The organism is Pseudomonas sp. G3-19 (genome assembly GCF_054855875.1).
Map to the genome: position 1 here is coordinate 4598810 of NZ_JBMPIQ010000003.1, position 20970 is coordinate 4619779.

Below are 20970 nucleotides of genomic sequence, written 5' to 3' on the forward strand. Positions count from 1 at the left end.
GGTTTGCCAGATGCTGATTATTCCCGCTATCGATCTTAAAGACGGTGCCTGCGTACGTCTGCGCCAGGGCCGCATGGAAGATTCCACAGTGTTCTCCGAGGACCCGGTGAGCATGGCTGCCAAGTGGGTGGAGGGCGGTTGTCGTCGTCTGCATCTGGTCGATCTGAACGGCGCATTCGAAGGTCAGCCGGTCAATGGCGAAGTGGTCACCGCAATCGCCAAGCGCTATCCGAACCTGCCGATCCAGATCGGTGGCGGTATCCGCTCGCTGGAAACCATCGAGCACTACGTCAAGGCGGGCGTCAGCTACGTGATCATCGGCACCAAAGCCGTTAAAGATCCGGCGTTCGTCGCTGAAGCCTGCCGCGCGTTCCCGGGCAAGATCATCGTTGGTCTGGATGCCAAAGACGGTTTCGTCGCCACCGACGGCTGGGCGGAAATCAGCACCGTGCAGGTCATCGACCTGGCCAAGCAGTTTGAAGCCGACGGCGTCTCGTCGATTGTTTATACCGACATCGCCAAAGACGGCATGATGCAGGGCTGCAACGTACCGTTCACCGCTGCGCTGGCTGCAGCGACGAAGATCCCGGTGATCGCGTCCGGCGGTATCCACAATCTGGGTGACATCAAGTCGCTGCTCGACGCCAAGGCGCCGGGCATCATCGGTGCAATCACTGGCCGGGCGATCTACGAAGGCACCCTCGACGTCGCCGAAGCGCAAGCTTTCTGCGATTCGTACCAAGGCTGAGGACTGACCATGGCGCTGGCCAAACGCATCATCCCTTGCCTGGACGTGGACAACGGCCGGGTCGTCAAAGGCGTGAAGTTCGAGAACATCCGCGATGCCGGCGACCCGGTGGAAATCGCCCGTCGTTATGACGAGCAGGGTGCCGACGAGATTACCTTTCTCGATATCACCGCCAGCGTCGATGGTCGCGACACCACGCTGCATACCGTCGAGCGCATGGCCAGCCAGGTGTTCATTCCGCTGACCGTCGGCGGTGGCGTGCGCACCGTGCAGGACATCCGCAACCTGCTCAATGCCGGTGCGGACAAGGTCTCGATCAACACCGCAGCGGTGTTCAATCCGGAATTCGTTGGCGAAGCGGCGCAGCATTTCGGCTCGCAATGCATCGTCGTCGCCATCGACGCGAAGAAAGTCTCCGGCCCGGGCGAAACCCCGCGCTGGGAAATCTTCACCCACGGCGGGCGCAAGCCAACCGGCCTCGACGCGGTCGAGTGGGCGAAGAAAATGGAAGGCCTCGGTGCCGGCGAAATCCTGCTGACCAGCATGGATCAGGACGGCATGAAAAACGGCTTCGACCTCGGCGTGACCCGCGCGATCAGCGATGCGCTGGGCATTCCGGTGATCGCTTCCGGCGGCGTCGGCAACCTGCAGCATCTGGCCGACGGCATCCTTGAAGGCCACGCCAGCGCGGTACTGGCGGCGAGTATTTTCCACTTCGGCGAATACACTGTGCAGGAAGCGAAAGCGTATATGGCCAAACGCGGCATCGTGATGCGCTAAACCGTACAGGCCAGTGGACAGCATGGCGTACCCAAGGCACTCTTGGGCACGCCATGGATTCCGGTAGCCCGACATGATCAAACGCCTGCTTCTTGTTCTCGCCAGTGCCTCTGTGTTGTTGCTCAACACGGCGCGGGCCGAAAACAGTCCCGACACCGATCTGGTGCTCCTCACCGAAAACTTTCCGCCCTACAACATGGCGAAAGACGGCAAGAATTTCGCCAAGGGCGAGAACATCAACGGCATTGCCGCCGACATCGTGCGCGAAATGTTCAAGCGCGCCGGGCTCACCTATAGCCTGACGCTGCGCTTCCCATGGGAGCGCGTCTACAAACTGGCGCTGGAAAACCCCGGTTACGGCGCCTTCGTGATGGCCCGCCTGCCGGACCGCGAAAACCTGTTCAAATGGGTCGGCCCGATCGGTCCGGACGACTGGATCATGTTGGCCAGGGCCGACAGCAAAATCACCCTCGACACCCTCAACGATGCGCGCAAATACAGGATCGGTGCCTACAAAGGCGATGCGATTGCCGAGACGCTGGCCAAGCAGGGCTTGAAGCCTACGGTCGTTCTGCGCGATCAGGACAACGCGAAAAAACTGGTCAATGGCCAGATCGACCTGTGGGCCACGGGTGATCCTGCCGGGCGTTATCTGGCGCGGCAGGACGGGGTCACTGGACTCAAGACCGTGTTGCGCTTCAACAGCGCCGAGTTATATCTGGCGCTGAACAAGGATGTGTCGGACGCAACGGTCGCCAGGCTGCAGGCGGCGCTGGATCAGATGCGCAAGGACGGGGTTGTCGACGAGATCATGGGGCGCTATCTGTAGCCGTCGGCAACGACTTGTCTGTTGCCTGGTGGGTGCATTCTTGCGGCGGATACTGCAGCAGACTCAGGTTATCGTTCTGGGTGTAAGCCAGATTGATCCCCGCTTGCGAGCCGTCAGCACGACGCAGCTCGTAGAAACTCTCCAGTTGATAAACCGCGACGAATTTGCCTTTGCCGGCCATCGCGATCACATGGGTAACAAATGGAGTCTGCCAACCACTGGTTGACGTCTCGCTGTGAGTGAACTGGCTGTCCAGTCTTGCCGAGAATGGGAGTGACACAGGAGCGTCTGCCTTCGTTGCCCACGGGCTCACAAAACTGATCGCGGTAAGTTGAGTGAACAGACGCAGCGTCTTCGGATTCTGCAGCCGCTGCGCAGTCCACTTGAAAGCCCGTGCCTCCTCGCCTGTGTTGTGTCCGCTCCCAACCAAATAGTACTGGTCGGTTCTTTCCAGGCGATAAAAAGGCGTGGTGCGTAATTGATCAATTGGCGACAAGTCATCCTTGACCACGAACCATGGCAGCTTGATGACTTGGGCGAGGGTGGCCGCTCCCTTGGTTTCAGGGGCATCCGCTGCCAAGAGCATCGGCAGCTGTGGCGATGACTGGATCAGTGGCGCGATCTGCATCCGTAGTGAATAGGCACCGACATTGCTCTCTGGCCGGTTGAAACTGCTTGCCCCAACAAAGGTGCCTGGTGCGAAATGAATCTCTCCCGGCGGCGCATTCGTCGGTGTGACGCTCCAGGCGCTGAAACTCTGTCTGGCACCGCTGCCCCTGTCATTCCAGATCAGTTCGCCAACGTCCGAGGCGATCACCAGATCGGCGCGTACACAGCGAACCGCATTGAGTGAAGGTTTTTCGTGATCATTGGAGCAGACCGCGCCCATGGCCACATAGCCTTGCGGGGCGATCGGTCGCCATACGGCCCCGTCTTTCTTCGAGCCTGAGCCGGAATCTTTCCAGATCAGTTCGAAATCCTCCGGGCGCCTTAATGCCGGGCCTCTGGCCGGATCTGCACTGGGTGCATCGGCTTCACAAACCACAGCTACCACGGTGCTGCCGTTAATGTTGTCGTGCCCGGCGACGAACACGTCGCCGAGCGGGAAATAGCCCGGCAATACATCCGGCGCCGGAGTCGGGCGCCAGAAGGCCGCGGGTTTAGCCCGTGAGCCGGTGCTGTCCCAGATCCGGTGAAATTCCGTGGTGAAATGGATCAGCAGATTGTCGTGTCGGATCGGCTCGATTTGCCTGGATGGCGCTGCGGCCTGGTCATGAATGGTCATGGTCACTCCTGATAGTTGAACGGCGACTCAAGGGAGTCGCGACCCGTTGCAGGTCTCACTATCGGTAATCGCAACCGGTCTCTGGCGGTAACTATGTATGACGTCGTGACCAGTTATTTCCAAAAAAACCGTTCCTTGCCATGGGCAGCCTTGCGCTCCTGTTTTGCCTATTGATGCAGAAGCACAAGGCCGACGTCACTGATCAGCTCAGGGGGCGCTGTTTTTGAGCGCTTCCCATTCCAGGATGTATTCCTTCAATTCTGAGCGCTGATTGTTGGGGTCGACAGCGTAAACGCAGAGTTTGAGGGGGAAGTTGCTTTGCGGGCGTAGCCAATTGGAGGTCACATGCCTATAACCCTGTGGGTCTTCGCAACTGACTTTTTCAGCAAGGCCGCCTTTTACCTCGTATCGATCAAGACCCTCGTTCTTGCGTTCCGGCCACAGAATCAGTGCCCTGTTTATCTCTTTGTTAAACGAAGTCTCTATGGTCGGAACAGGCGTCGGGCCCGCATCAACCAGATAAGTGGGAACAGTGACGGCATTGCGATAAGTGCCTGCGGGTAATATGTCCTCAGTACTGTTTGTGGCGATGATGCAAAGGTTGCTAGGCCCGGTTTCAGGTCCCATCGGAACATTTAATCGAGTCGGCGCAGTGCCGCTGGTGATTGGCTGGCTGTAGTCTTGCGGAACTTCGCATTCGACCGGGTCAGACGTGCGTTTGGTCCGGATAAACCGGGTGCTGGCGGTTATTTCAAAGTTCCATTCTGGATAAACGTAGTTGCCCTGAGCGTTTACGCTGATCTTTGCATGCGTTGGCAGTTGGGCAGGCAGTCTGATAGAGGCTGCCGGAAATAATTCGCACACCTGCGGATCCGTATTGAGTTTGCCATCGATAAAGCAGTTGTTGAAAACCGAGGTGGGACTGCCGTAACTGCCGCTCGGCATCTGACCGTATCCAGGCAGCGGCGTCAGATGGTGAGCCAAGGTCCCAAGGACGCCATAGACCTCGTTGGTCGCTCGAACGATGACCGGACTCCCCGAGCTTCCGGAAGCAATATCTTTGCATTGGTTGCTGACGGTATGCCGCCAAACCCAGGGCTTTTCGAAAATCGCCGGGGAGGGCATGTGGGTGCAGGCTGACATTTGTAATGGAGCACCAACGGGTTTGTGCACAATCAGAATGTCGCTATCTTCTGCCGGCGCCTGCCGGGTCAGTTTCATGGGCGTGATGCCCTGTGCCAGAAGTTCGCCCTGTGATACTCCAAGCTCCAACAGAGCCAGGTCGACACCCTGAATACTGCTCCAGGCTACTTTCTTCACAGGCACAGTCCTGGAGGCAGCAGTCGTATCGATGAAGTTGTTGAATGTAATGCTGGCTTCGATAGGGTCATCCATTCGCATGACCCCGTTTTCCTTGCCCACGCAGTGCGCACTGGTCAATGCATAGGCGGAATCAGAGGGGCGAGAGCTGTTTGTGTCGATCAGGAAGGCGGTGCAGGAACCGTGCTCGCGGCTTTTGTACTCGCCGATTCCCATCCAGTGGTTATTTTCGCCATCTTTGTTAGTCAGGTGTTGCGACGGTGAGAAGTTTTCAGCGCCCTTGCCGTAATCGACAGGGTTGGAACAGGCAGGAAGTGAGAAGGCAGTCAGTAATAAAAAGCTTGGGTGGATATATTTAAAGTTCATGGCCAGTCCTTGGCTAATATATGGGTGCAAGACTGGCGCAGAATAAGACAGTTAGGTTTGAGTCGGTTCTATAAGTTATTGCTGCTTATTTTGGACGTAGAGGCTTATGAGAATTTAATCAGTTGATAGCTTAACGATAAATTCCATTCTTCCCGTGTGCAGCTGTCGCTTTGTTACTCCGCACGCTGATCATCTGCTTGATATCGATCCACTCGATGCCTTGCGCCTTGAGCTTCGGCAATTCACGTTCCAGCACCGCCAGCGTCTGCGGGTAAGGGTGGCCGATCATCACTGCCGAGCCCTGCTTGCGGGCCAGACTGATCGCCGTCTGCAGCTGGTTGAAAATGGCGGCTTCGGTGCGTTCGTCATCGAGAAACACATCGCGCGAAACACTCGCCAGATCGATCTTCTGTGCTTGCTGCGCCGCCACGGTCTGCGCGCTGGTGCGGCTGTCGACGAAGAACTTGTGCCGACGCTGCAACTCACCCATCAGCCACGCCATCGCCACCGGCTGGGCGGTCATGCGACTGCCCATGTGGTTGTTGATGCCCGCGGTGTAAGGGACCATTTTGAACGCGGCGTCGAGGCGCTTTTGCAGCTCTTCGAGCGGCAGTTCGGGGTGCCAGGCGTACGGACCGGTGGCCGGATCCATCGGCATGTGCAGGATCACGATCTTGCCGGCGCGATGGGCTTCGCGGGCGAATTCGGTGGCGTGCGGGGTGTCGGGCATGATCGCCGTGGTCACCGGGCCGGGCAGGGCCAGCACACGGCGATCCCGGGGCAGGTTCTGCCCCAGGTCGTCGATGATCAGCGTCAGGTAGGCTTTTGGCGGTGGCGTCCTGGCGGGTTCTGCGTGAGCAGCACCCGCCAGACAGCACAGCAGGACGAAGAGCAAACGCAAAGACATCCTCAACGGCCGGACGTGATGCTCAAGCCCTTAAGCAGGCTCAGGGCCTGGGCCAACTGGTAATCGTCATCCTGCGGCATGGCCTTGGCCTTGGCGCCGGAACCGGTCGGCTTGTCTGCGCCGCCGTTGCCGTTGCCCAAGTGACCTTGCAGGTCGGCTTCCTTGAAGTAATCGCCGTCCGCTTCGTTGGTGATCTTGGCCTTGCGCACTTCGATGTCCGGGACGATGCCCTGGGCCTGGATCGAGCGGCCGTTCGGCGTGAAGTACAGTGCCGTGGTGATCTTCAGCGCGCGGTCGTTGTTCAGCGGCAGCACGGTTTGCACCGAGCCTTTGCCGAAACTGGTGGTGCCCATGACTACCGCGCGTTTCTGATCCTGCAGGGCGCCGGCGACGATTTCCGAAGCCGAGGCGCTGCCACCGTTGATCAGCACGACCATCGGCACCGCTTCGCTTTCGTCTTTGCCGGTGGCGGAGAAGCGCAGTTCGGAGTTGGCGATCCGGCCTTTGGTGTAGACGATCAGGCCTTTCTTGATGAAGTGGTCGACCACTTCCACTGCCGCCTGCAACACGCCGCCCGGGTTGTTGCGCAGGTCGAGGATGATGCCGTTGAGCTTTTTGCCGTTGTCCTTGCGCAGCTTGGCCAGGGCCTTGGAGACCTCTTCGCCGGTCTTGACCTGGAACTGGGTGATGCGGATGTAGCCGTAGCCCGATTCCAGCAGCTGCGCCTTGACGCTCTTCACCTGAATCACGGCGCGGGCCAGGGTCACGTCGAACGGCGTGCCACCGTCGCGCACCAGGGTCAGGGTGATTTTCTGACCGATCTTGCCGCGCATCTTGTCCACGGCTTCGGTCATGGTCTGGCCGCGAGTTGGCGCACCGTTGATCTTGACGATGAAGTCACCGGCCTGGATGCCAGCCTTCGACGCCGGGGTGTCGTCGATCGGCGAGACGACCTTGATGAAACCGTCTTCGGAGCCGACTTCGATGCCCAGGCCGCCGAATTCGCCGCTGGTGCTTTCCTGCAGTTCGGTGAAGTCTTCAGGGCCGAGATACGCGGAGTGCGGATCGAGGTTGCTGAGCATGCCCTTGATCGCGTTTTCCAGCAGGGTCTTGTCATCCACCGGCTCGACATACGCCGCCTTGATCCGGTCCATGACCTCGGCAAAGGTGCGCAACTCTTCCAGCGGCAACGGGGCCTTGGCGGTCGCGGCAGTGCCTGCCGGAGCGACGGCCGGGGCCGGTTGAGCGGCGAACGCCAGAGGCGCGCCGATCACCAGGGCGATCGTCAGGGCCAGCGAGGTAAGGCGGGACAAATGCAGCATGTCGAACGAACTCCTGAATTAGGCGACGCGCTTATCCTTGCGCGTGGCACCATTGCGCCGGATCACTCGGGTGACCCTGCTGACGAATTGCGAAATACAGCGCTGGTGTGTCCTGACCGCCACTGTTACCCACAGTGGAGATCGACTCACCGGCTTTTACCACGTCACCGGCCGACTTGAGCAGTGTCTGGTTGTGACCGTAAAGACTCAGATAACCATTGCCGTGATCAAGGATCACCAGCAGCCCGGCGCCACGCAACCAGTCGGCGAACACCACACGCCCGCCATGCACGGCATGCACTTGGCTGCCGGCAGCGGCGCTGATCATCACGCCATCCCACTTGGTGCGGGCATCGTCGCCACGGCTTTCGCCGAAGCGTGCCAGCAATCGACCATCAACCGGCCACGGAAGTTTTCCCCGGGTTGCAGCAAAAGGGCCACCGAAGGTCTCACCGCTGCTGGACACCAGCGCGCCGGGGGTTGATTTGACGGTTTTTCGTGGGGCGTCGCTGTTTTCAGCCTGCGCCTCACGCAAACGCTTTTTTTCCGCTTCCTGCTGGGCGATCAGCGCTTTCTGCCGCGCTTCTTCTGCCTCACGGGCCTGACGGGCCAGGGTTTCTTCAATGGTTTTAAGGACTTTAGACAGGTCTGCCTGATCCTGCTCGCGGGCGGCCAGTTTCTGGTCGCGGGCTTTCACGTCATCGTTGAGCTTGGCGAGGACTTGCTGGCGCTCCTTGCGGACTTTTTCCAGCTCGTCGCGCTGGCTGTCGAGGCTGCTTTTCTGCACCAGCAATTGCGCCTGCTGCATGGCGATGTCTTTTTCGACATTGGCCAGTTGGCGCAGGGTTTCGTTGAAGTTCTTCAACTGCTCCAGGCGGGCCTGGCTCAGGTAATCGTAATAGGTGAGGGTGCGGGCGAATTTCTCGGGATTCTGCTGATTGAGCAGCAGCTTGAGGTATTCCTGACGGCCGTTCTGGTAGGCCGCTCGGGCCTGGATGGCGATCAGTCGCTGTTGTTCAGTGCGCGCGCTCTGGAGTTTTTTTTTCTCCGCATCGAGTCGCTGCAGCTCGGATTCGCTTTTCTTCAGCTCTTTTTGCAGGGCATCGACCTGCTTCTCGAGCTTGCCCATCTCGGTCTCGGTGCCCTTGAGCTCTTTCTGCACACCGGACTTTTCTTCCTGCAGCTTGCCCAGCAGCTTTTTCAGCTCGGCAATGTCCTGACGCGTGGCATCCAGCTGCTGTTGGGTTTGCGCGCGCTCGTCAGCGAAGGCCGGTTGGAGCAGGCAGGTCAGAGCGAGGGCGATCAGGACGCGGAGCATAGAGGCGGGCGGCACCAGGGTAATGGACGGCCTAGTATGCCCGCCCGAGGCTGCAAAAAAAACGCCCAATTGGGCTTGTGTGATAACTGGCTGGAGATACAGCTGAAAATAATCTTTGAAGCCACCATAAACAAATGTAGGAGTGAGCCTGCTCGCGATGGTGTTCTCACATTCAACAGAGTAGTCGACTGTCAGATTGCTATCGCGAGCAGGCTCACTCCTACAGGGTTTTGCGGCGTTTTATGGATTCGTTCAGACCAGAATCGAGGTACCAGTCATTTCCGCCGGTTTCTCCAGACCCAACAGCATCAGCATGGTCGGTGCCACGTCCGCCAGTACGCCGCCTTCACGGACCGTGAGGTCACGCTTGCCGACATAAATGAACGGCACCGGCTCGGTGGTGTGCGCGGTGTGCGCCTGGTGGGTTTCTTCATCGGCCATTTTTTCGACGTTGCCGTGGTCGGCGGTGATCAACGCTTCGCCGCCAACCTTTTCCAGCGCCTCGACGATGCGTCCGACGCAGGTGTCCAGGCATTCCACGGCTTTTACCGCAGCGTCGAACACGCCGCTGTGGCCGACCATGTCGCCGTTGGCGTAGTTGACCACGATCACGTCGTAACGCTGATGCTCGATGGCGTCGACGATGCGGTCGGTGACCTCGGGTGCACTCATTTCCGGTTGCAGGTCGTAGGTGGCGACTTTCGGCGACGGGATCAGGATGCGCTCTTCACCCGGGAACGGCTCTTCGCGGCCGCCAGAGAAGAAGAAGGTCACGTGCGCGTATTTTTCGGTTTCGGCGATGCGCAGCTGAGTCTTGCCGTTTTTTGCCAGGTAGTCGCCAAGCACGTTTTCCAGGCTGCCCGGAGCAAAGGCTGCAGGGGCTGGAATGCTGGCGGCGTATTGGGTCAAGCCCACGTACTGCACTTTTGGCTGGCGCGCGCGCTCGAATTCCTTGAAATCGTCTTCGACAAATACTCGGCTCAGCTCGCGGGCACGATCGGCGCGGAAGTTCATGAACACCACGGCGTCGCCGTCTTCGACCTTGACCGGCTCGCCGATGGTGGTGGCTTTGACGAATTCGTCGCTCTCGCCACGGGCGTAGGCGGCGTCGAGGCCTTCCTGAGCGGTGGCGGCGTTGAATTCGGCGTTGCCGTCGACGATCAGGTTGTAGGCCTGAGATACGCGGTCCCAACGGTTGTCACGGTCCATCGCGAAGTAGCGACCGATGAGGCTGGCGATGCGGCCCTTGCCGAGCGCCTGGAAGGTCGCGTCGAGCAGTTCGATTGACGACGCGGCGCTTTTCGGTGGCGTGTCGCGACCGTCGAGGAAGGCGTGCAGGTAGATTTTCTCGGCGCCGCGCTTGAAGGCCAGTTCGGCCATGGCGATCAGGTGATCCTGGTGGCTGTGCACGCCGCCATCGGACAGCAGACCCATGAAATGCACGGCTTTGCCGGCGGCCACGGCTTTATCCACGGCAGCGCAGATGGTCGGGTTGTCGAAGAACTCACCGTCGCGGATCGCTTTGGTCACGCGAGTGAAGTCCTGATACACCACGCGCCCGGCGCCGAGGTTCATGTGGCCGACTTCGGAGTTGCCCATCTGGCCGTCCGGCAGGCCGACGTCCATGCCGCTGCCCGAGATCAGGCCGTTCGGCACCGTGGCCCACAGACGATCGAGCACAGGCTTCTTCGCCGCATACACGGCATTGGATTCGTGGCTGTCACTGTGACCGAAGCCGTCGAGAATCATCAGGACCAAAGGTTTAGGCGTGGTAGTCATGGAATCCACTCGTGGCTAATAAAGAAGAGGGCGATGGAAAAGGGAGTGGCGAGTTTAATGCTTAGTTCCGACCACGTCACCGCCGGACGGGGTTTGGCCCACCATAGTGGCTGTGTATACTGGCCGACATTTTAACGCCCTGGAACCTCCTTCGATGGTTGCTCACCTGATTGAATTTGCCACTAACCACTACATTCTTGTCGGTATCTTCGTCGTACTGCTGGCTCTGCTGCTGGCGCACACGATGCAGGGCGGCGGTAAAAGCCTGAGCACCGGCGAACTGACCGCACTGGTCAACAAGGACGCAGGCGTGGTGGTGGACATCCGTCCGGCGAAAGATTACGCCGCCGGCCATATCGTTGGCGCGATCAACATTCCTCAAGACAAGCTGGCTGCGCGTACCGGCGAGCTGGAAAAGCACAAGGCCAAGACCATCATTCTGGTCGACGCCCTGGGCCAGACCGCTGGCACCCACGCTCGCGAGCTGATGAAGTCCGGCTTCACTGCCGCCAAGCTGTCCGGCGGGATTTCCAGCTGGAAAGGCGACAACCTGCCGCTGGTGAAGTGATATGAGCGAAGTCATCGTCTACTCCAGCGATTACTGCCCTTATTGCGTGCGAGCCAAGCAATTGCTCGTGAACAAAGGTGTGGCCTTCGAAGAGATCAAGGTCGATGGCAAGCCGCAGATTCGTGCTGCCATGAGCCAGAAGGCCGGACGCACGTCCGTGCCGCAGATCTGGATCGGCGAAAAGCACATCGGCGGTTGTGATGATTTGTATGCCCTGGAGCGCGCCGGCAAGCTCGACGCGCTGCTCAAGGCCTGAACGGCTGCACCCACGTACAGCAATCCCTAAAAGACCCAAGATCAGAAAGGATCTGAGATGACTGACCAACAGAACACTGCAGCCAGCGAAGAAGAAACCGCACCGCAATTCTCCTTGCAGCGCATCTACGTACGCGATCTGTCCTTCGAAGCCCCGAAAAGCCCGGCGATCTTCCGCCAGCAGTGGGACCCGACCGTCGGCCTGGACCTGAACACTCGTCAGAAAGAGCTGGAAGGCGATTTCTACGAAGTCGTGTTGACCCTGTCCGTGACCGTGAAAAACGGCGACGAAGTGGCCTTCATCGCTGAAGTGCAACAGGCCGGTATCTTCCTGATCAAGAACCTCGATGCGGCTTCGATGAGCCATACTCTGGGTGCGTTCTGCCCGAACATCCTGTTCCCGTACGCTCGCGAAACCCTGGACAGCCTGGTGACCCGTGGTTCGTTCCCGGCCCTGATGCTGGCGCCGGTGAACTTCGACGCTCTGTACGCACAAGAACTGCAGCGCATGCAGGAAGCTGGCGAGACGCCGACCGTTCAGTAAGTATCTGAGCGACGACGCAAGTCCAATGTGGGAGCGGGCTTGCTCGCGAAAGCGCAGTGTCAGGCGACATCAATGTCATCTGATCCGACGCCTTCGCGAGCAAGCCCGCTCCCACATTTGTTATGTGCACTTATTTGAAGTCGTTCTGCCGCCACGCTTCGTACACGGCCACCGCCACGGTGTTGGACAGGTTCAGGCTGCGGCAGCCTTCACGCATCGGCAGACGCAGGCGCTGTTCGGCGGGCAGGGCGTCGAGCACTTCCGGCGGCAGGCCACGGCTTTCCGGGCCGAAGATGAACGCATCGCCCGGGACGAACGCGGCGTCGTGAAACGGCCGCGAGCCCTTGGTGGTGAACGCGAACAGCCGTGGGTTGCCGAGGCTTTCCAGGCAACTGGCGAGGTCGGCGTGGCGCTGCAACGTGGCATATTCGTGGTAGTCGAGACCGGCCCGGCGCAAGCGCTTGTCGTCCATCTCGAAACCCAGCGGTTCGATCAAATGCAGGTGGCAGCCGCTGTTGGCGCACAGCCTGATAACGTTGCCGGTGTTCGGCGGAATTTCTGGTTGAAAAAGGATGACGTGAAACATGCACGGCTCCGAAGGTAAAGATGACGCGCATTCTACGCCGCAAGCCGACCCGCGTTCGAAACTATTCCCGCGGGTGATCGGTTCGCTGGCGATTGTCGGCGTGATGGTCGGTTTGATGATCGGTCGCCTGACCACGCCGGACCCCAGCGTGCTGCAGCAGGTCGACGTGACCGGTGACGGCCTGGTGGTGTGGTTCAACAACGAACCGAAGCTGCACGGTGAAATCATCGATGGCACCGTGGCCCTGTTGTTTCAGGCAGAGGGCAAGGCGCAAAAGGGTCAGCTCAAGCTCAACGGCAAGGACGTGAACTGGCGAACGCGCGTGAGTGACGGTGGGTTGTTGCTGACGGTGCTGGCGGCGCGGCCGCTGCAAGGGGAGTGGGCCGGGAGCAAGGTCGATGACCGCTGGCGGCTGGAGATCCATCTCCGGGAGCAATAAAAGCGGGAATCCCCGGCCTGCCTGTACCAGGGCTCCCAAAACGGGGTGGACTTCGCTGAGAGCGTCGGTCCGGTGTAAAGAGGGAACCCCCGGCCTGCCTGTACCAAGGATCCCAAAAGGATGGGTTCGCCGCGTTGCGGTTTGAACCCGGTGTAAAGAGGGGAATCCCCGGCCTGCCTGTACCAAGGTCCCCGAAACGGGTGGTGAATCGAATCACCTGTGAGGGTTATTGCAGGGCGCGTGCCAGTTTTAGTATTTCGAAACAGAAAAAAGATTCAGATGCGCGAAAGCCCCATAAATCGGGGCTTTCGAGTTTTTACTGGTCGGTTTTTTCAGTCTTGCCTGGATGGTTTTTGCACCGGCTGCGATGCCCGATCACGGGTCAAAGTGCATTAGGTTGGTGCACGGCGGGGCCACTGTGGGAGCGGGCTTGCTCGCGAAGGCGTCGCGTCAGTCACTGATACGTTTCATGAACAGCGCTTTCGTGAGCAACCCACTCTCAGAGGGGGCGTGGTTGATCAGCCCTCATCCCCCTCATCATCATCCCCACCGTCCACCTTCATCCCCAATTCCTTGATCTTGCGCGTCAGGGTATTACGCCCCCAGCCGAGCAATACCGCCGCATCACGCCGGCGACCGGCCGTATGCTTCAGTGCGGTCTCGATCATGATCCGCTCGAACGCCGGCACCGCGCTGTCGAGCAGGCTCGACTGGCCACGGGCCAACGCTTGATCGGCCCACTGGCGCAGCGCCTGCTCCCAGTTGGTCACTGGCGCCGAGTCCTGCGGCAGGCTCAGCAGTTCCGGTGGCAGGTCACTGATGTGCACTTCGCGTCCGGAGGCCATCACGGTGATCCAGCGGCAGGTGTTCTCCAGCTGCCGCACGTTGCCCGGCCATGGCAGGTTCTTCAGGTATTCCTCGGTCTCGCTCTTGAGCAGCTTCGGCTCCACCGCCAGTTCTTGTGCGGCGCGGCTGAGGAAGTGCTTGGCCAGGGTCGGGATGTCTTCGCGACGGTCCGACAGACGCGGGATGTGGATGCGGATCACGTTGAGGCGGTGGAACAAGTCCTCACGGAATTTCCCGGCATGCACCAGGGTTTCCAGATTCTGGTGAGTTGCAGCAATGATCCGCACGTCGACCTTGACCGGCACATGCCCGCCAACGCGATAGAACTCGCCGTCGGCCAGCACCCGCAGCAAACGGGTCTGGGTATCGGCCGGCATGTCGCCGATTTCGTCGAGGAACAGCGTGCCGCCGTCAGCCTGTTCGAAGCGTCCGCGACGCAGGTTGGCCGCGCCAGTGAATGCGCCTTTCTCGTGGCCGAACAGCTCGGATTCCATCAGGTCCTTGGGGATCGCCGCCATGTTCAGCGCGATGAACGGCGAGGCCGCGCGCGGGCTGTGGCGGTGCAGGGCGTGGGCCACCAGTTCTTTACCGGTGCCGGATTCGCCGTTGATCAGCACGGTGATGTTGGAGTGGCTCAAGCGGCCGATGGCGCGAAACACCTCCTGCATCGCCGGCGCTTCGCCGATGATTTCCGGAGTGCGGGTCAGCGCCGGCACCACTTCCAGGCCTTGCTGCTCTTGCGCATGCTGATTGGCGCGCTTGACCAGCGATACCGCCTCGTCGACGTCGAACGGCTTCGGCAGGTATTCGAAAGCGCCGCCCTGATAAGACGCAACGGCGCTGTCGAGGTCGGAGTGCGCGGTCATGATGATCACTGGCAGCCGTGGGTGCTGTTCGCGGATACGTGCCAGCAGGTCGAGGCCACTGGCGCCCGGCATGCGGATGTCGGAAATGATCACATCAGGCTGCTGACGGGCCAGACGACTCATCACGCCATCGGCGCTGTCGAAGCTCTGCGTGGTCATGCCTTCCTGCTGCAAGGCCTTTTCCAGAACCCAACGGATAGAACGGTCGTCATCGACGATCCACACGGTTTCACTACGGCTCATGTCGATGTGGCTCCTTGTTCCAGTGGCAGAAAGATCGAGAACGTGGTGTGGCCGGGGTGGCTGTCACACTCGATCAGGCCCTGGTGCTGGCTGATGATGTTCTGGGTGATGGCCAGGCCCAGCCCGGTACCGTCCGGGCGGCCGCTGACCATGGGAAAGAAGATGGTTTCCTGAAGTTCTGCAGGGATCCCCGGGCCGTTGTCGATGATCTCGATTTTGGTCACCAGGCGATGGCGGACGTGGCCGATGGTGAACTGGCGCATGGTCCGGGTGCGCAGGCTGATGCGGCCCAGACGCAGCTCGTTCTGGCTGCTGATCGCCTGCATGGCGTTGCGCACGATGTTCAGTACGGCCTGAATCATTTGTTCGCGGTCGATCAATACGTCGGGAATGCTCGGGTCGTAGTCGCGCACCAAGGTGATGCAGCCCTGGCTTTCCGCTTCGACCAGTTGGCAGACGCGTTCGAGCACTTCGTGAACGTTGCACAACGCCAGCGACGGCAGCTTGTTCGAGCCGAGCATGCGGTCGACCAGATTGCGCAGACGGTCGGCCTCTTCAATGATCACGTTGGTGTAGTCGCGCAGGCTGTCTTCCGGCAATTCGCGGGCCAGCAACTGCGCGGCGCCACGGATGCCGCCGAGCGGGTTCTTGATCTCGTGGGCGAGACCACGCACCAGCATTTTGCTGGTTTCCTGCTTGGACAGTTGCGCCTCTTCCTTGGTGATCCGCAGCAGGCGATCACGTGGGTGCACCTCAAGCAAAAGCATGGTCGCGCCGTTGCTGAGGATCGGCGTCACTGCGTAGTCCACGGTCAGGGTCTGGCCGGTGAGGGCAGTGAGCATCGCTTCGCGCTTGGTGAAAGGGTGTGCCTGTTCGACCGCCTGACGCAGCGAGTTGAGCGCCTCGGTGGACTCGGTGAACAACTCGCTGATGAACTGCCCATGGCTGCGCTGACCGCTGATGGCCAGCAGCATCTCGGCCGCCGGGTTCATGTATTCGAGGCGCAGTTCGGCGTCGAGCAGGATGGTGGCGGTGGTCAGGTTGTCGAGCAGCAAACGGTGGATTGCGTCGCTAATAGTCATCGGAGCCTCTTTTGGGGGCGGAGCGTGCGCAAGAAGCAGGCGTCGTTAAACGGAAAATGCAAAAACCAAACCAAGGCTCCGAAAAGAAGCGTTCAACCCGTGAAACAGGCGTTTGACGCTCGTTTGCGTGGCAGGATGCCAGCTCGAACGGGAAGTTTCGAACCAAAATGGGTTGGAATCTGGGTACGGTGCAGCCTATTGCACCAATATAGTGCGTAAAGCTGAATGGCGTTAGAAGAAGCGCAGGAAGGGATTTTTTTCTTCGGCGGGTTTGTCTTTCAGCGGACATTCCGGGCGCACGCCGTAGTCCTCGCTGACGCAGGGTTTGACCTGGCGTTTCTGCGCCAGCGAGATGCGCAGCATGTGGAACGGCTGGTTGGCGGTGCGCTCGACAGTGCGACCCTGCTCATCAAGGATTTCCACCGACAGGTTGTGACTGCCGCGGTCGATGTTGCTCAGCGGGAATACCGGACTCAGTCCCGGCTCGCCAGTGGCCTGGCCGTCCAGCAGCAGGCGATAGCGATGGCCCTGCTGTAAGCCAGGTTCGCTGGTGACACTGACGATCACCTCGCCCGCGCTGCTGCGAAGGGTCGCATCCGGCTCGGGGATCAGGATGCGCAGCATGTCGTAGTGAAACGGTGGTTGTTCCGCGACCTTTTTCGCAGTGCTGATTGGTACAGCAGCCGTAGGGTTGGCTGACATGCGATTGCTGGTGGCGATAGGTACGCGCTTGGCGTTGCCGCGCGGCTGGTCGGTGTAGACGCGATTGCCCTGCGCGTCGACATAGGTGAAGACCTCTGCCGAAACGGGCAGGGCGAACAGGCACAGGATCAGCCAGAAAATTCTCACGGCTTGTGCACCCGCTGTACGGTGAACACCACCGCCGGGCTCTGCTGGATGATCGCTTCGCCGTCGATCACCTGCACCGCGAGACGATGCTCGCCACGATCGACATTCACCAGTTGCAGGATCGGTACGTTGCTCGGCTGGCCGTAAGGCGCGTCGTCCAGGATCAGCCTTAATTGGTGCGGTGCCTGCAGGCGCGGCTTGATCAGCACATTGACAGTGAAGGTGCCGTTGTTGGCGCGCAGCGCTTCTTCGCTGGGCAGGCCGGTCAGCTCCAGCACCTCGTAGGCACTGCGTGCCGCGGGGCGTGTGTCGGTGCTTGAAGGCGCTGGCGCGCTCGGTGCCTGTGGCTCGACGCGGTTGAGTGGCGGCAACTCGACCGGCTGCGCCTGAACACCGTCCGGCGAGTGATCGCTGTAAACCGTGTTGCCATTGGCATCGGTGTACTTGTAGATCTGCGCGGCGGCGGGCAGGGCGATCAGCAGCAGGATGTAGAGAAAGGTGCGACCCATGAAATCGACCGGGAAAGAAAGCGATGGGGTGCAGCATAGGCCAGGTGCGGCGGTTGGCCCAACCCGGGACATATCCGGAGATCATTCAGACGCCAGAAATTCCCTGTGGGAGCGGGCTTGCTCGCGAATGCGGTCGGTCATTGAAGGTGATGGTGGCTGACACGACGCCTTCGCGAGCAAGCCCGCTCCCACAGGGGTTTTGCGTAGTTTCATAAATCGTGGGCAATAAAAAGGCCTCCCGAAGGAGGCCTCTTTTTGTCACGCCGCGTAGCGCGGCGCTACTGGATCAGCAGCTGTAGTACAGCTCATATTCCAGTGGGTGTACGAAGGTGCGGACCTTGATTTCTTCTTCGGATTTCAGCGCGATGTAAGCGTCGATGAAGTCGTCGGAGAACACGCCGCCCTTGGTCAGGAACGCACGGCCCTTGTCCAGCTCTTCCAGGGCTTCTTTCAGGCTGCCGCAAACTTGTGGGATCTCTTTCGCCTCTTCAGGCGGCAGGTCGTACAGGTTTTTGTCAGCGGCATCGCCTGGGTGGATCTTGTTCTGGATACCGTCCAGACCGGCCATCAGCAGTGCTGCGAAAGCCAGGTACGGGTTGGCAGCCGGATCCGGGAAGCGTGCTTCGATACGACGGCCGCGTGGGCTGTTGACGTAAGGAATACGGATCGAGGCGGAACGGTTGCGGGCCGAGTAGGCCAGCATTACCGGCGCTTCGAAACCTGGCACCAGACGCTTGTAGGAGTTGGTAGCCGGGTTGGTGAAGCCGTTCAGGGCCTTACCGTGCTTGATGATACCGCCGATGAAGTACAGGGCGGTTTCGGACAGGCCGGCATAGCCTTCGCCAGCGAAGGTGTTCTTGCCGTCTTTGGCGATGGACATGTGTACGTGCATGCCCGAGCCGTTGTCGCCGTACAGTGGCTTCGGCATGAAGGTCGCAGTGCGGCCGTAAGCGTCGGCAACGTTGTGGACAACGTATTTCAGAGTCTGAACTTCGTCAGCTTTCTTCACCAGGGTGTTGAACTTGACACCGATTTCGTTCTGACCGGCAGTCGCCACTTCGTGGTGGTGAACTTCAACGGTCTGGCCCATCTCTTCCAGTGCGTTGCACATGGCAGTACGGATTTCGTGGTCGTGGTCGAACGGCGGAACCGGGAAGTAGCCGCCTTTGATGCCAGGACGGTGGCCTTTGTTGCCGCCTTCGATGTCCTGGTCGGACATCCACGAGCCTTGTTCGGAGTAGATCTTGAACATCGAGCCGGAGATGTCGGACTTGAACTTCACTTCGTCGAAGATGAAGAATTCTGGCTCGGGACCGGCGAAGACGGTGTCACCGATACCGGTGGTCTTCAGGTATTCCTCGGCGCGGTGAGCGATGGCGCGCGGGTCGCGATCGTAACCTTGCATGGTCGACGGTTCGATGATGTCGCAAACCAGGATCAGGGTTGCGTCTTCGGTGAACGGATCGAGAACGGCAGTATCGTCGTCCGGCAGCAGGATCATGTCGGAGGCTTCGATGCCTTTCCAGCCAGCGATGGAGGAACCGTCGAACATCTTGCCGACTTCGAAGAAGTCGTCTTCCAGCGCATCGCGAGCCGGCATGGTCACGTGGTGCTGAGTGCCTTTGGTGTCCGTGAAGCGCAGATCAATCCACTTGACGTCATGATCTTTGATGAGTTGAACCGACTTCGACATAGTGTCCTCCGGGTGGCTTAGGGCTTGGTAGTGGATGCCCTTAATATGGGTGATGCCGGCGCAGATACTCTGCCAAGGCAACCTGCCTCACAAGGGAGCAAATTGCATGCCAGTGCCCCAGCATGGGTTTTTTGCCCCAATTTCACGCTTTGAGCGCTGCAAAGCGCCATAAAGGTGAAAATCTCGCCCCTTAATGTAGCGCCTCAAATCAGAAATGACCTGTTTTGGTGCAAGTGAAACCTTCTGCATATTAACTGGTTAAACCTTGAGCAATTTCCGCTATAATCCGCGCCCCCCTTTTTCGGCTGGCCCTGCGCGCGCTGTTTTCATGAAACTAATCGTAAAAGTCTTCCCCGAGATCACCATCAAAAGCCGCCCTGTCCGGATGCGTTTCATCCGCCAGCTGGCCAAGAACATCCGCGCCGTGCTCCGCGATCTGGACCCGGCCGTGGTGGTGAACGGTGTGTGGGACAATCTCGAGCTGGAAACCCGCGTTACCGACCCCAAAGCCTTGAAAGAGATGGGCGAGCGCCTCACTTGTACTCCCGGCGTCGCGCACTTTCTGCAGATCGACGAATACCCGCTGGGCGACTTCGATGACATCACCGAGAAGTGCAAACAGCACTACGGCGATGTACTGGCCGGGAAGATTTTCTCGGTGCGCTGCAAGCGTGCCGGCAAGCATCCGTTCAGCTCGATGGACGTCGAAAAATACGTTGGCAGCAAGCTGCGTCGTGAGTGCGGTGCGGCCGGAATCGACCTCAAAGACCCGGAAATCGAAGTTCGCATCGAAGTTCGCGACCAACGGTTGTTTGTCATCCACAGCCAGCACAACGGCATCGGCGGTTACCCGCTCGGCGCCCTGGAGCAGACGCTGGTACTGATGTCCGGCGGCTTTGACTCGACGGTTGCCGCTTACCAGATCATGCGTCGCGGCCTGATGGCGCATTTCTGCTTCTTCAATCTCGGCGGGCGTGCCCACGAATTGGGCGTGATGGAAGTCGCGCATTTCATCTGGAAGAAGTACGGCAGCTCGCAACGCGTGCTATTTGTCAGTGTTCCGTTCGAAGAAGTGTTGGGCGAAATTCTCGGCAAAGTCGATAACAGTCATATGGGCGTCGTATTGAAGCGTATGATGTTGCGCGCATCGTCGGCCATCGCCGACCGGCTGCACATCGACGCGCTGGTCACCGGCGAAGCGATCTCCCAGGTATCGAGCCAGACGCTGCCGAACCTGTCGGTGATCGACTGCGTGACCGACAAACTGGTCCTGCGCCCACTGATCGTTGCGCACAAGCAGGACATCATCGACACGGCCAACGAGATCGGCACCGCCGATTTCGCCCGGCACATGCCGGAGTACTGCGGGGTCATCTCGGTCAATCCGAAGACTGCCGCCAAGCGCCACCGTGTTGAGCACGAAGAGAAAGAATTCGACATGGCGGTTCTCGAGCGTGCGCTCGAAAACGCCAAACTGGTGCCGATCGATCGAGTGATCGACGAATTGGGCCAGGACTTGCAGATCGAAGAAGTCGGCGAAGCGCTGGCCGGTCAGATCGTTATCGACATCCGTCACCCGGATGCGGCCGAGGATGACCCGCTGGAACTTGCCGGCATAGAAGTACAGACGATGCCGTTCTACGCAGTGAACGCTCGTTTCAAGGAGCTGGATCCGACTCGCCAGTACCTGCTGTATTGCGACAAAGGCGTGATGAGTCGCCTGCATGCTCACCATTTGCTCAGTGAGGGGCATGCCAATGTGCGCGTTTATCGACCGAGCTAAGTGCCCGGGGCTGTTTGCCTGTGGCCTGCGTCACCGGCCCCCCGACACCGCCG

The 20970-nt window shown here is 59.7% G+C and carries 20 protein-coding genes; 8 read left to right on the forward strand and 12 right to left on the reverse strand.

Translation table 11 applies throughout. The features are described 5' to 3' along the window. Positions 1-10 precede the first annotated feature (10 nt). The 3 genes from hisA (at position 11) to ACOYXI_RS21100 (ending at position 2357) form a co-directional block, all read left to right on the forward strand. Positions 11-748, forward strand: coding sequence for a 1-(5-phosphoribosyl)-5-[(5-phosphoribosylamino)methylideneamino]imidazole-4-carboxamide isomerase (hisA, locus tag ACOYXI_RS21090; RefSeq protein ID WP_115988409.1), 738 nt, complete (start codon positions 11-13; stop codon positions 746-748). 9 nt (positions 749-757) lie between these two features. Continuing rightward, positions 758-1528 (forward strand): imidazole glycerol phosphate synthase subunit HisF, encoded by a 771-nt coding sequence (gene hisF / locus ACOYXI_RS21095; protein ID WP_007909211.1) that lies wholly within the window; start codon positions 758-760, stop codon positions 1526-1528. Positions 1529-1601: 73 nt separating this feature from the next. After that, positions 1602-2357, forward strand: coding sequence for a substrate-binding periplasmic protein (locus ACOYXI_RS21100; RefSeq protein ID WP_225137127.1), 756 nt, complete (start codon positions 1602-1604; stop codon positions 2355-2357). On the opposite strand, the gene ACOYXI_RS21105 is transcribed toward ACOYXI_RS21100, so the two are convergent. The 6 genes from ACOYXI_RS21105 to gpmI form a co-directional block, all read right to left on the reverse strand. After that, positions 2338-3642 carry a Vps62-related protein gene (locus ACOYXI_RS21105; RefSeq protein WP_461675252.1) on the reverse strand — a complete coding sequence of 435 codons (1305 nt, stop codon included), beginning with the start codon at positions 3640-3642 and terminating at the stop codon, positions 2338-2340. The genes ACOYXI_RS21100 and ACOYXI_RS21105 overlap by 20 nt on opposite strands. Before the next feature lie 207 nt (positions 3643-3849). Continuing rightward, positions 3850-5328, reverse strand: coding sequence for a S1 family peptidase (locus ACOYXI_RS21110; RefSeq protein WP_461675253.1), 1479 nt, complete (start codon positions 5326-5328; stop codon positions 3850-3852). A 130-nt stretch (positions 5329-5458) separates the two neighbouring features. Then, positions 5459-6235, reverse strand: coding sequence for a divergent polysaccharide deacetylase family protein (locus tag ACOYXI_RS21115; protein ID WP_098966753.1), 777 nt, complete (start codon positions 6233-6235; stop codon positions 5459-5461). A 2-nt stretch (positions 6236-6237) separates the two neighbouring features. After that, a complete protein-coding gene (locus ACOYXI_RS21120; RefSeq protein WP_047600888.1) occupies positions 6238-7557 on the reverse strand; it encodes a S41 family peptidase in 1320 nt (439 codons plus the stop codon). A gap of 31 nt (positions 7558-7588) precedes the next feature. Continuing rightward, positions 7589-8875, reverse strand: coding sequence for a murein hydrolase activator EnvC family protein (locus tag ACOYXI_RS21125; RefSeq protein ID WP_134785220.1), 1287 nt, complete (start codon positions 8873-8875; stop codon positions 7589-7591). Between the two features lie 252 nt (positions 8876-9127). Continuing rightward, complete coding sequence (gene gpmI / locus ACOYXI_RS21130; protein ID WP_098966757.1) at positions 9128-10654, reverse strand: 2,3-bisphosphoglycerate-independent phosphoglycerate mutase; 1527 nt, start codon at positions 10652-10654, stop codon at positions 9128-9130. A gap of 154 nt (positions 10655-10808) precedes the next feature. Between gpmI and ACOYXI_RS21135 the strand changes: the two genes are divergently transcribed. The 3 genes from ACOYXI_RS21135 to secB are packed head-to-tail and all read left to right on the forward strand — an operon-like array spanning position 10809 to position 12021. Continuing rightward, a complete protein-coding gene (locus tag ACOYXI_RS21135; protein ID WP_007961724.1) occupies positions 10809-11222 on the forward strand; it encodes a rhodanese-like domain-containing protein in 414 nt (137 codons plus the stop codon). Position 11223: 1 nt separating this feature from the next. Continuing rightward, on the forward strand, positions 11224-11478 hold the full coding sequence (gene grxC / locus ACOYXI_RS21140; RefSeq protein ID WP_098966759.1) for a glutaredoxin 3: 255 nt from the start codon (positions 11224-11226) through the stop codon (positions 11476-11478). 57 nt (positions 11479-11535) lie between these two features. Beyond that, positions 11536-12021: a protein-export chaperone SecB gene (gene secB, locus ACOYXI_RS21145; RefSeq protein WP_027611264.1), complete on the forward strand. Its 486-nt coding sequence runs from the start codon at positions 11536-11538 to the stop codon at positions 12019-12021. 130 nt (positions 12022-12151) lie between these two features. Here the strand turns inward: secB and ACOYXI_RS21150 are convergent, their stop codons facing one another. Next, entirely contained in the window at positions 12152-12607 is a 456-nt protein-coding gene (locus tag ACOYXI_RS21150; protein WP_003220777.1) for a tRNA (cytidine(34)-2'-O)-methyltransferase, read from the reverse strand. Here ACOYXI_RS21150 and ACOYXI_RS21155 point away from each other — a divergent pair. After that, positions 12606-13046: a hypothetical protein gene (locus ACOYXI_RS21155; RefSeq protein WP_098966760.1), complete on the forward strand. Its 441-nt coding sequence runs from the start codon at positions 12606-12608 to the stop codon at positions 13044-13046. The genes ACOYXI_RS21150 and ACOYXI_RS21155 overlap by 2 nt on opposite strands. Before the next feature lie 518 nt (positions 13047-13564). Here the strand turns inward: ACOYXI_RS21155 and ntrC are convergent. The 5 genes from ntrC to glnA form a co-directional block, all read right to left on the reverse strand. Further along, a complete protein-coding gene (gene ntrC / locus ACOYXI_RS21160) occupies positions 13565-15001 on the reverse strand; it encodes a nitrogen regulation protein NR(I) (RefSeq protein WP_007961729.1) in 1437 nt (478 codons plus the stop codon). Beyond that, positions 14998-16083 carry a nitrogen regulation protein NR(II) gene (gene glnL, locus ACOYXI_RS21165; RefSeq protein WP_007961730.1) on the reverse strand — a complete coding sequence of 362 codons (1086 nt, stop codon included), beginning with the start codon at positions 16081-16083 and terminating at the stop codon, positions 14998-15000. The genes ntrC and glnL overlap by 4 nt, the downstream gene beginning before the upstream one ends. A 231-nt stretch (positions 16084-16314) precedes the next feature. Next, complete coding sequence (locus ACOYXI_RS21170) at positions 16315-16932, reverse strand: DUF4124 domain-containing protein (RefSeq protein WP_134785221.1); 618 nt, start codon at positions 16930-16932, stop codon at positions 16315-16317. Continuing rightward, on the reverse strand, positions 16929-17441 hold the full coding sequence (locus ACOYXI_RS21175; protein ID WP_139053571.1) for a DUF4124 domain-containing protein: 513 nt from the start codon (positions 17439-17441) through the stop codon (positions 16929-16931). The genes ACOYXI_RS21170 and ACOYXI_RS21175 overlap by 4 nt, the downstream gene beginning before the upstream one ends. A gap of 286 nt (positions 17442-17727) precedes the next feature. Beyond that, on the reverse strand, positions 17728-19134 hold the full coding sequence (glnA, locus tag ACOYXI_RS21180; protein ID WP_003220788.1) for a glutamate--ammonia ligase: 1407 nt from the start codon (positions 19132-19134) through the stop codon (positions 17728-17730). A 328-nt stretch (positions 19135-19462) separates the two neighbouring features. Here glnA and thiI point away from each other — a divergent pair, with 328 nt between their 5' ends. Next, positions 19463-20917: a tRNA uracil 4-sulfurtransferase ThiI gene (gene thiI / locus ACOYXI_RS21185; RefSeq protein ID WP_027611269.1), complete on the forward strand. Its 1455-nt coding sequence runs from the start codon at positions 19463-19465 to the stop codon at positions 20915-20917. Positions 20918-20970: the final 53 nt, after the last annotated feature.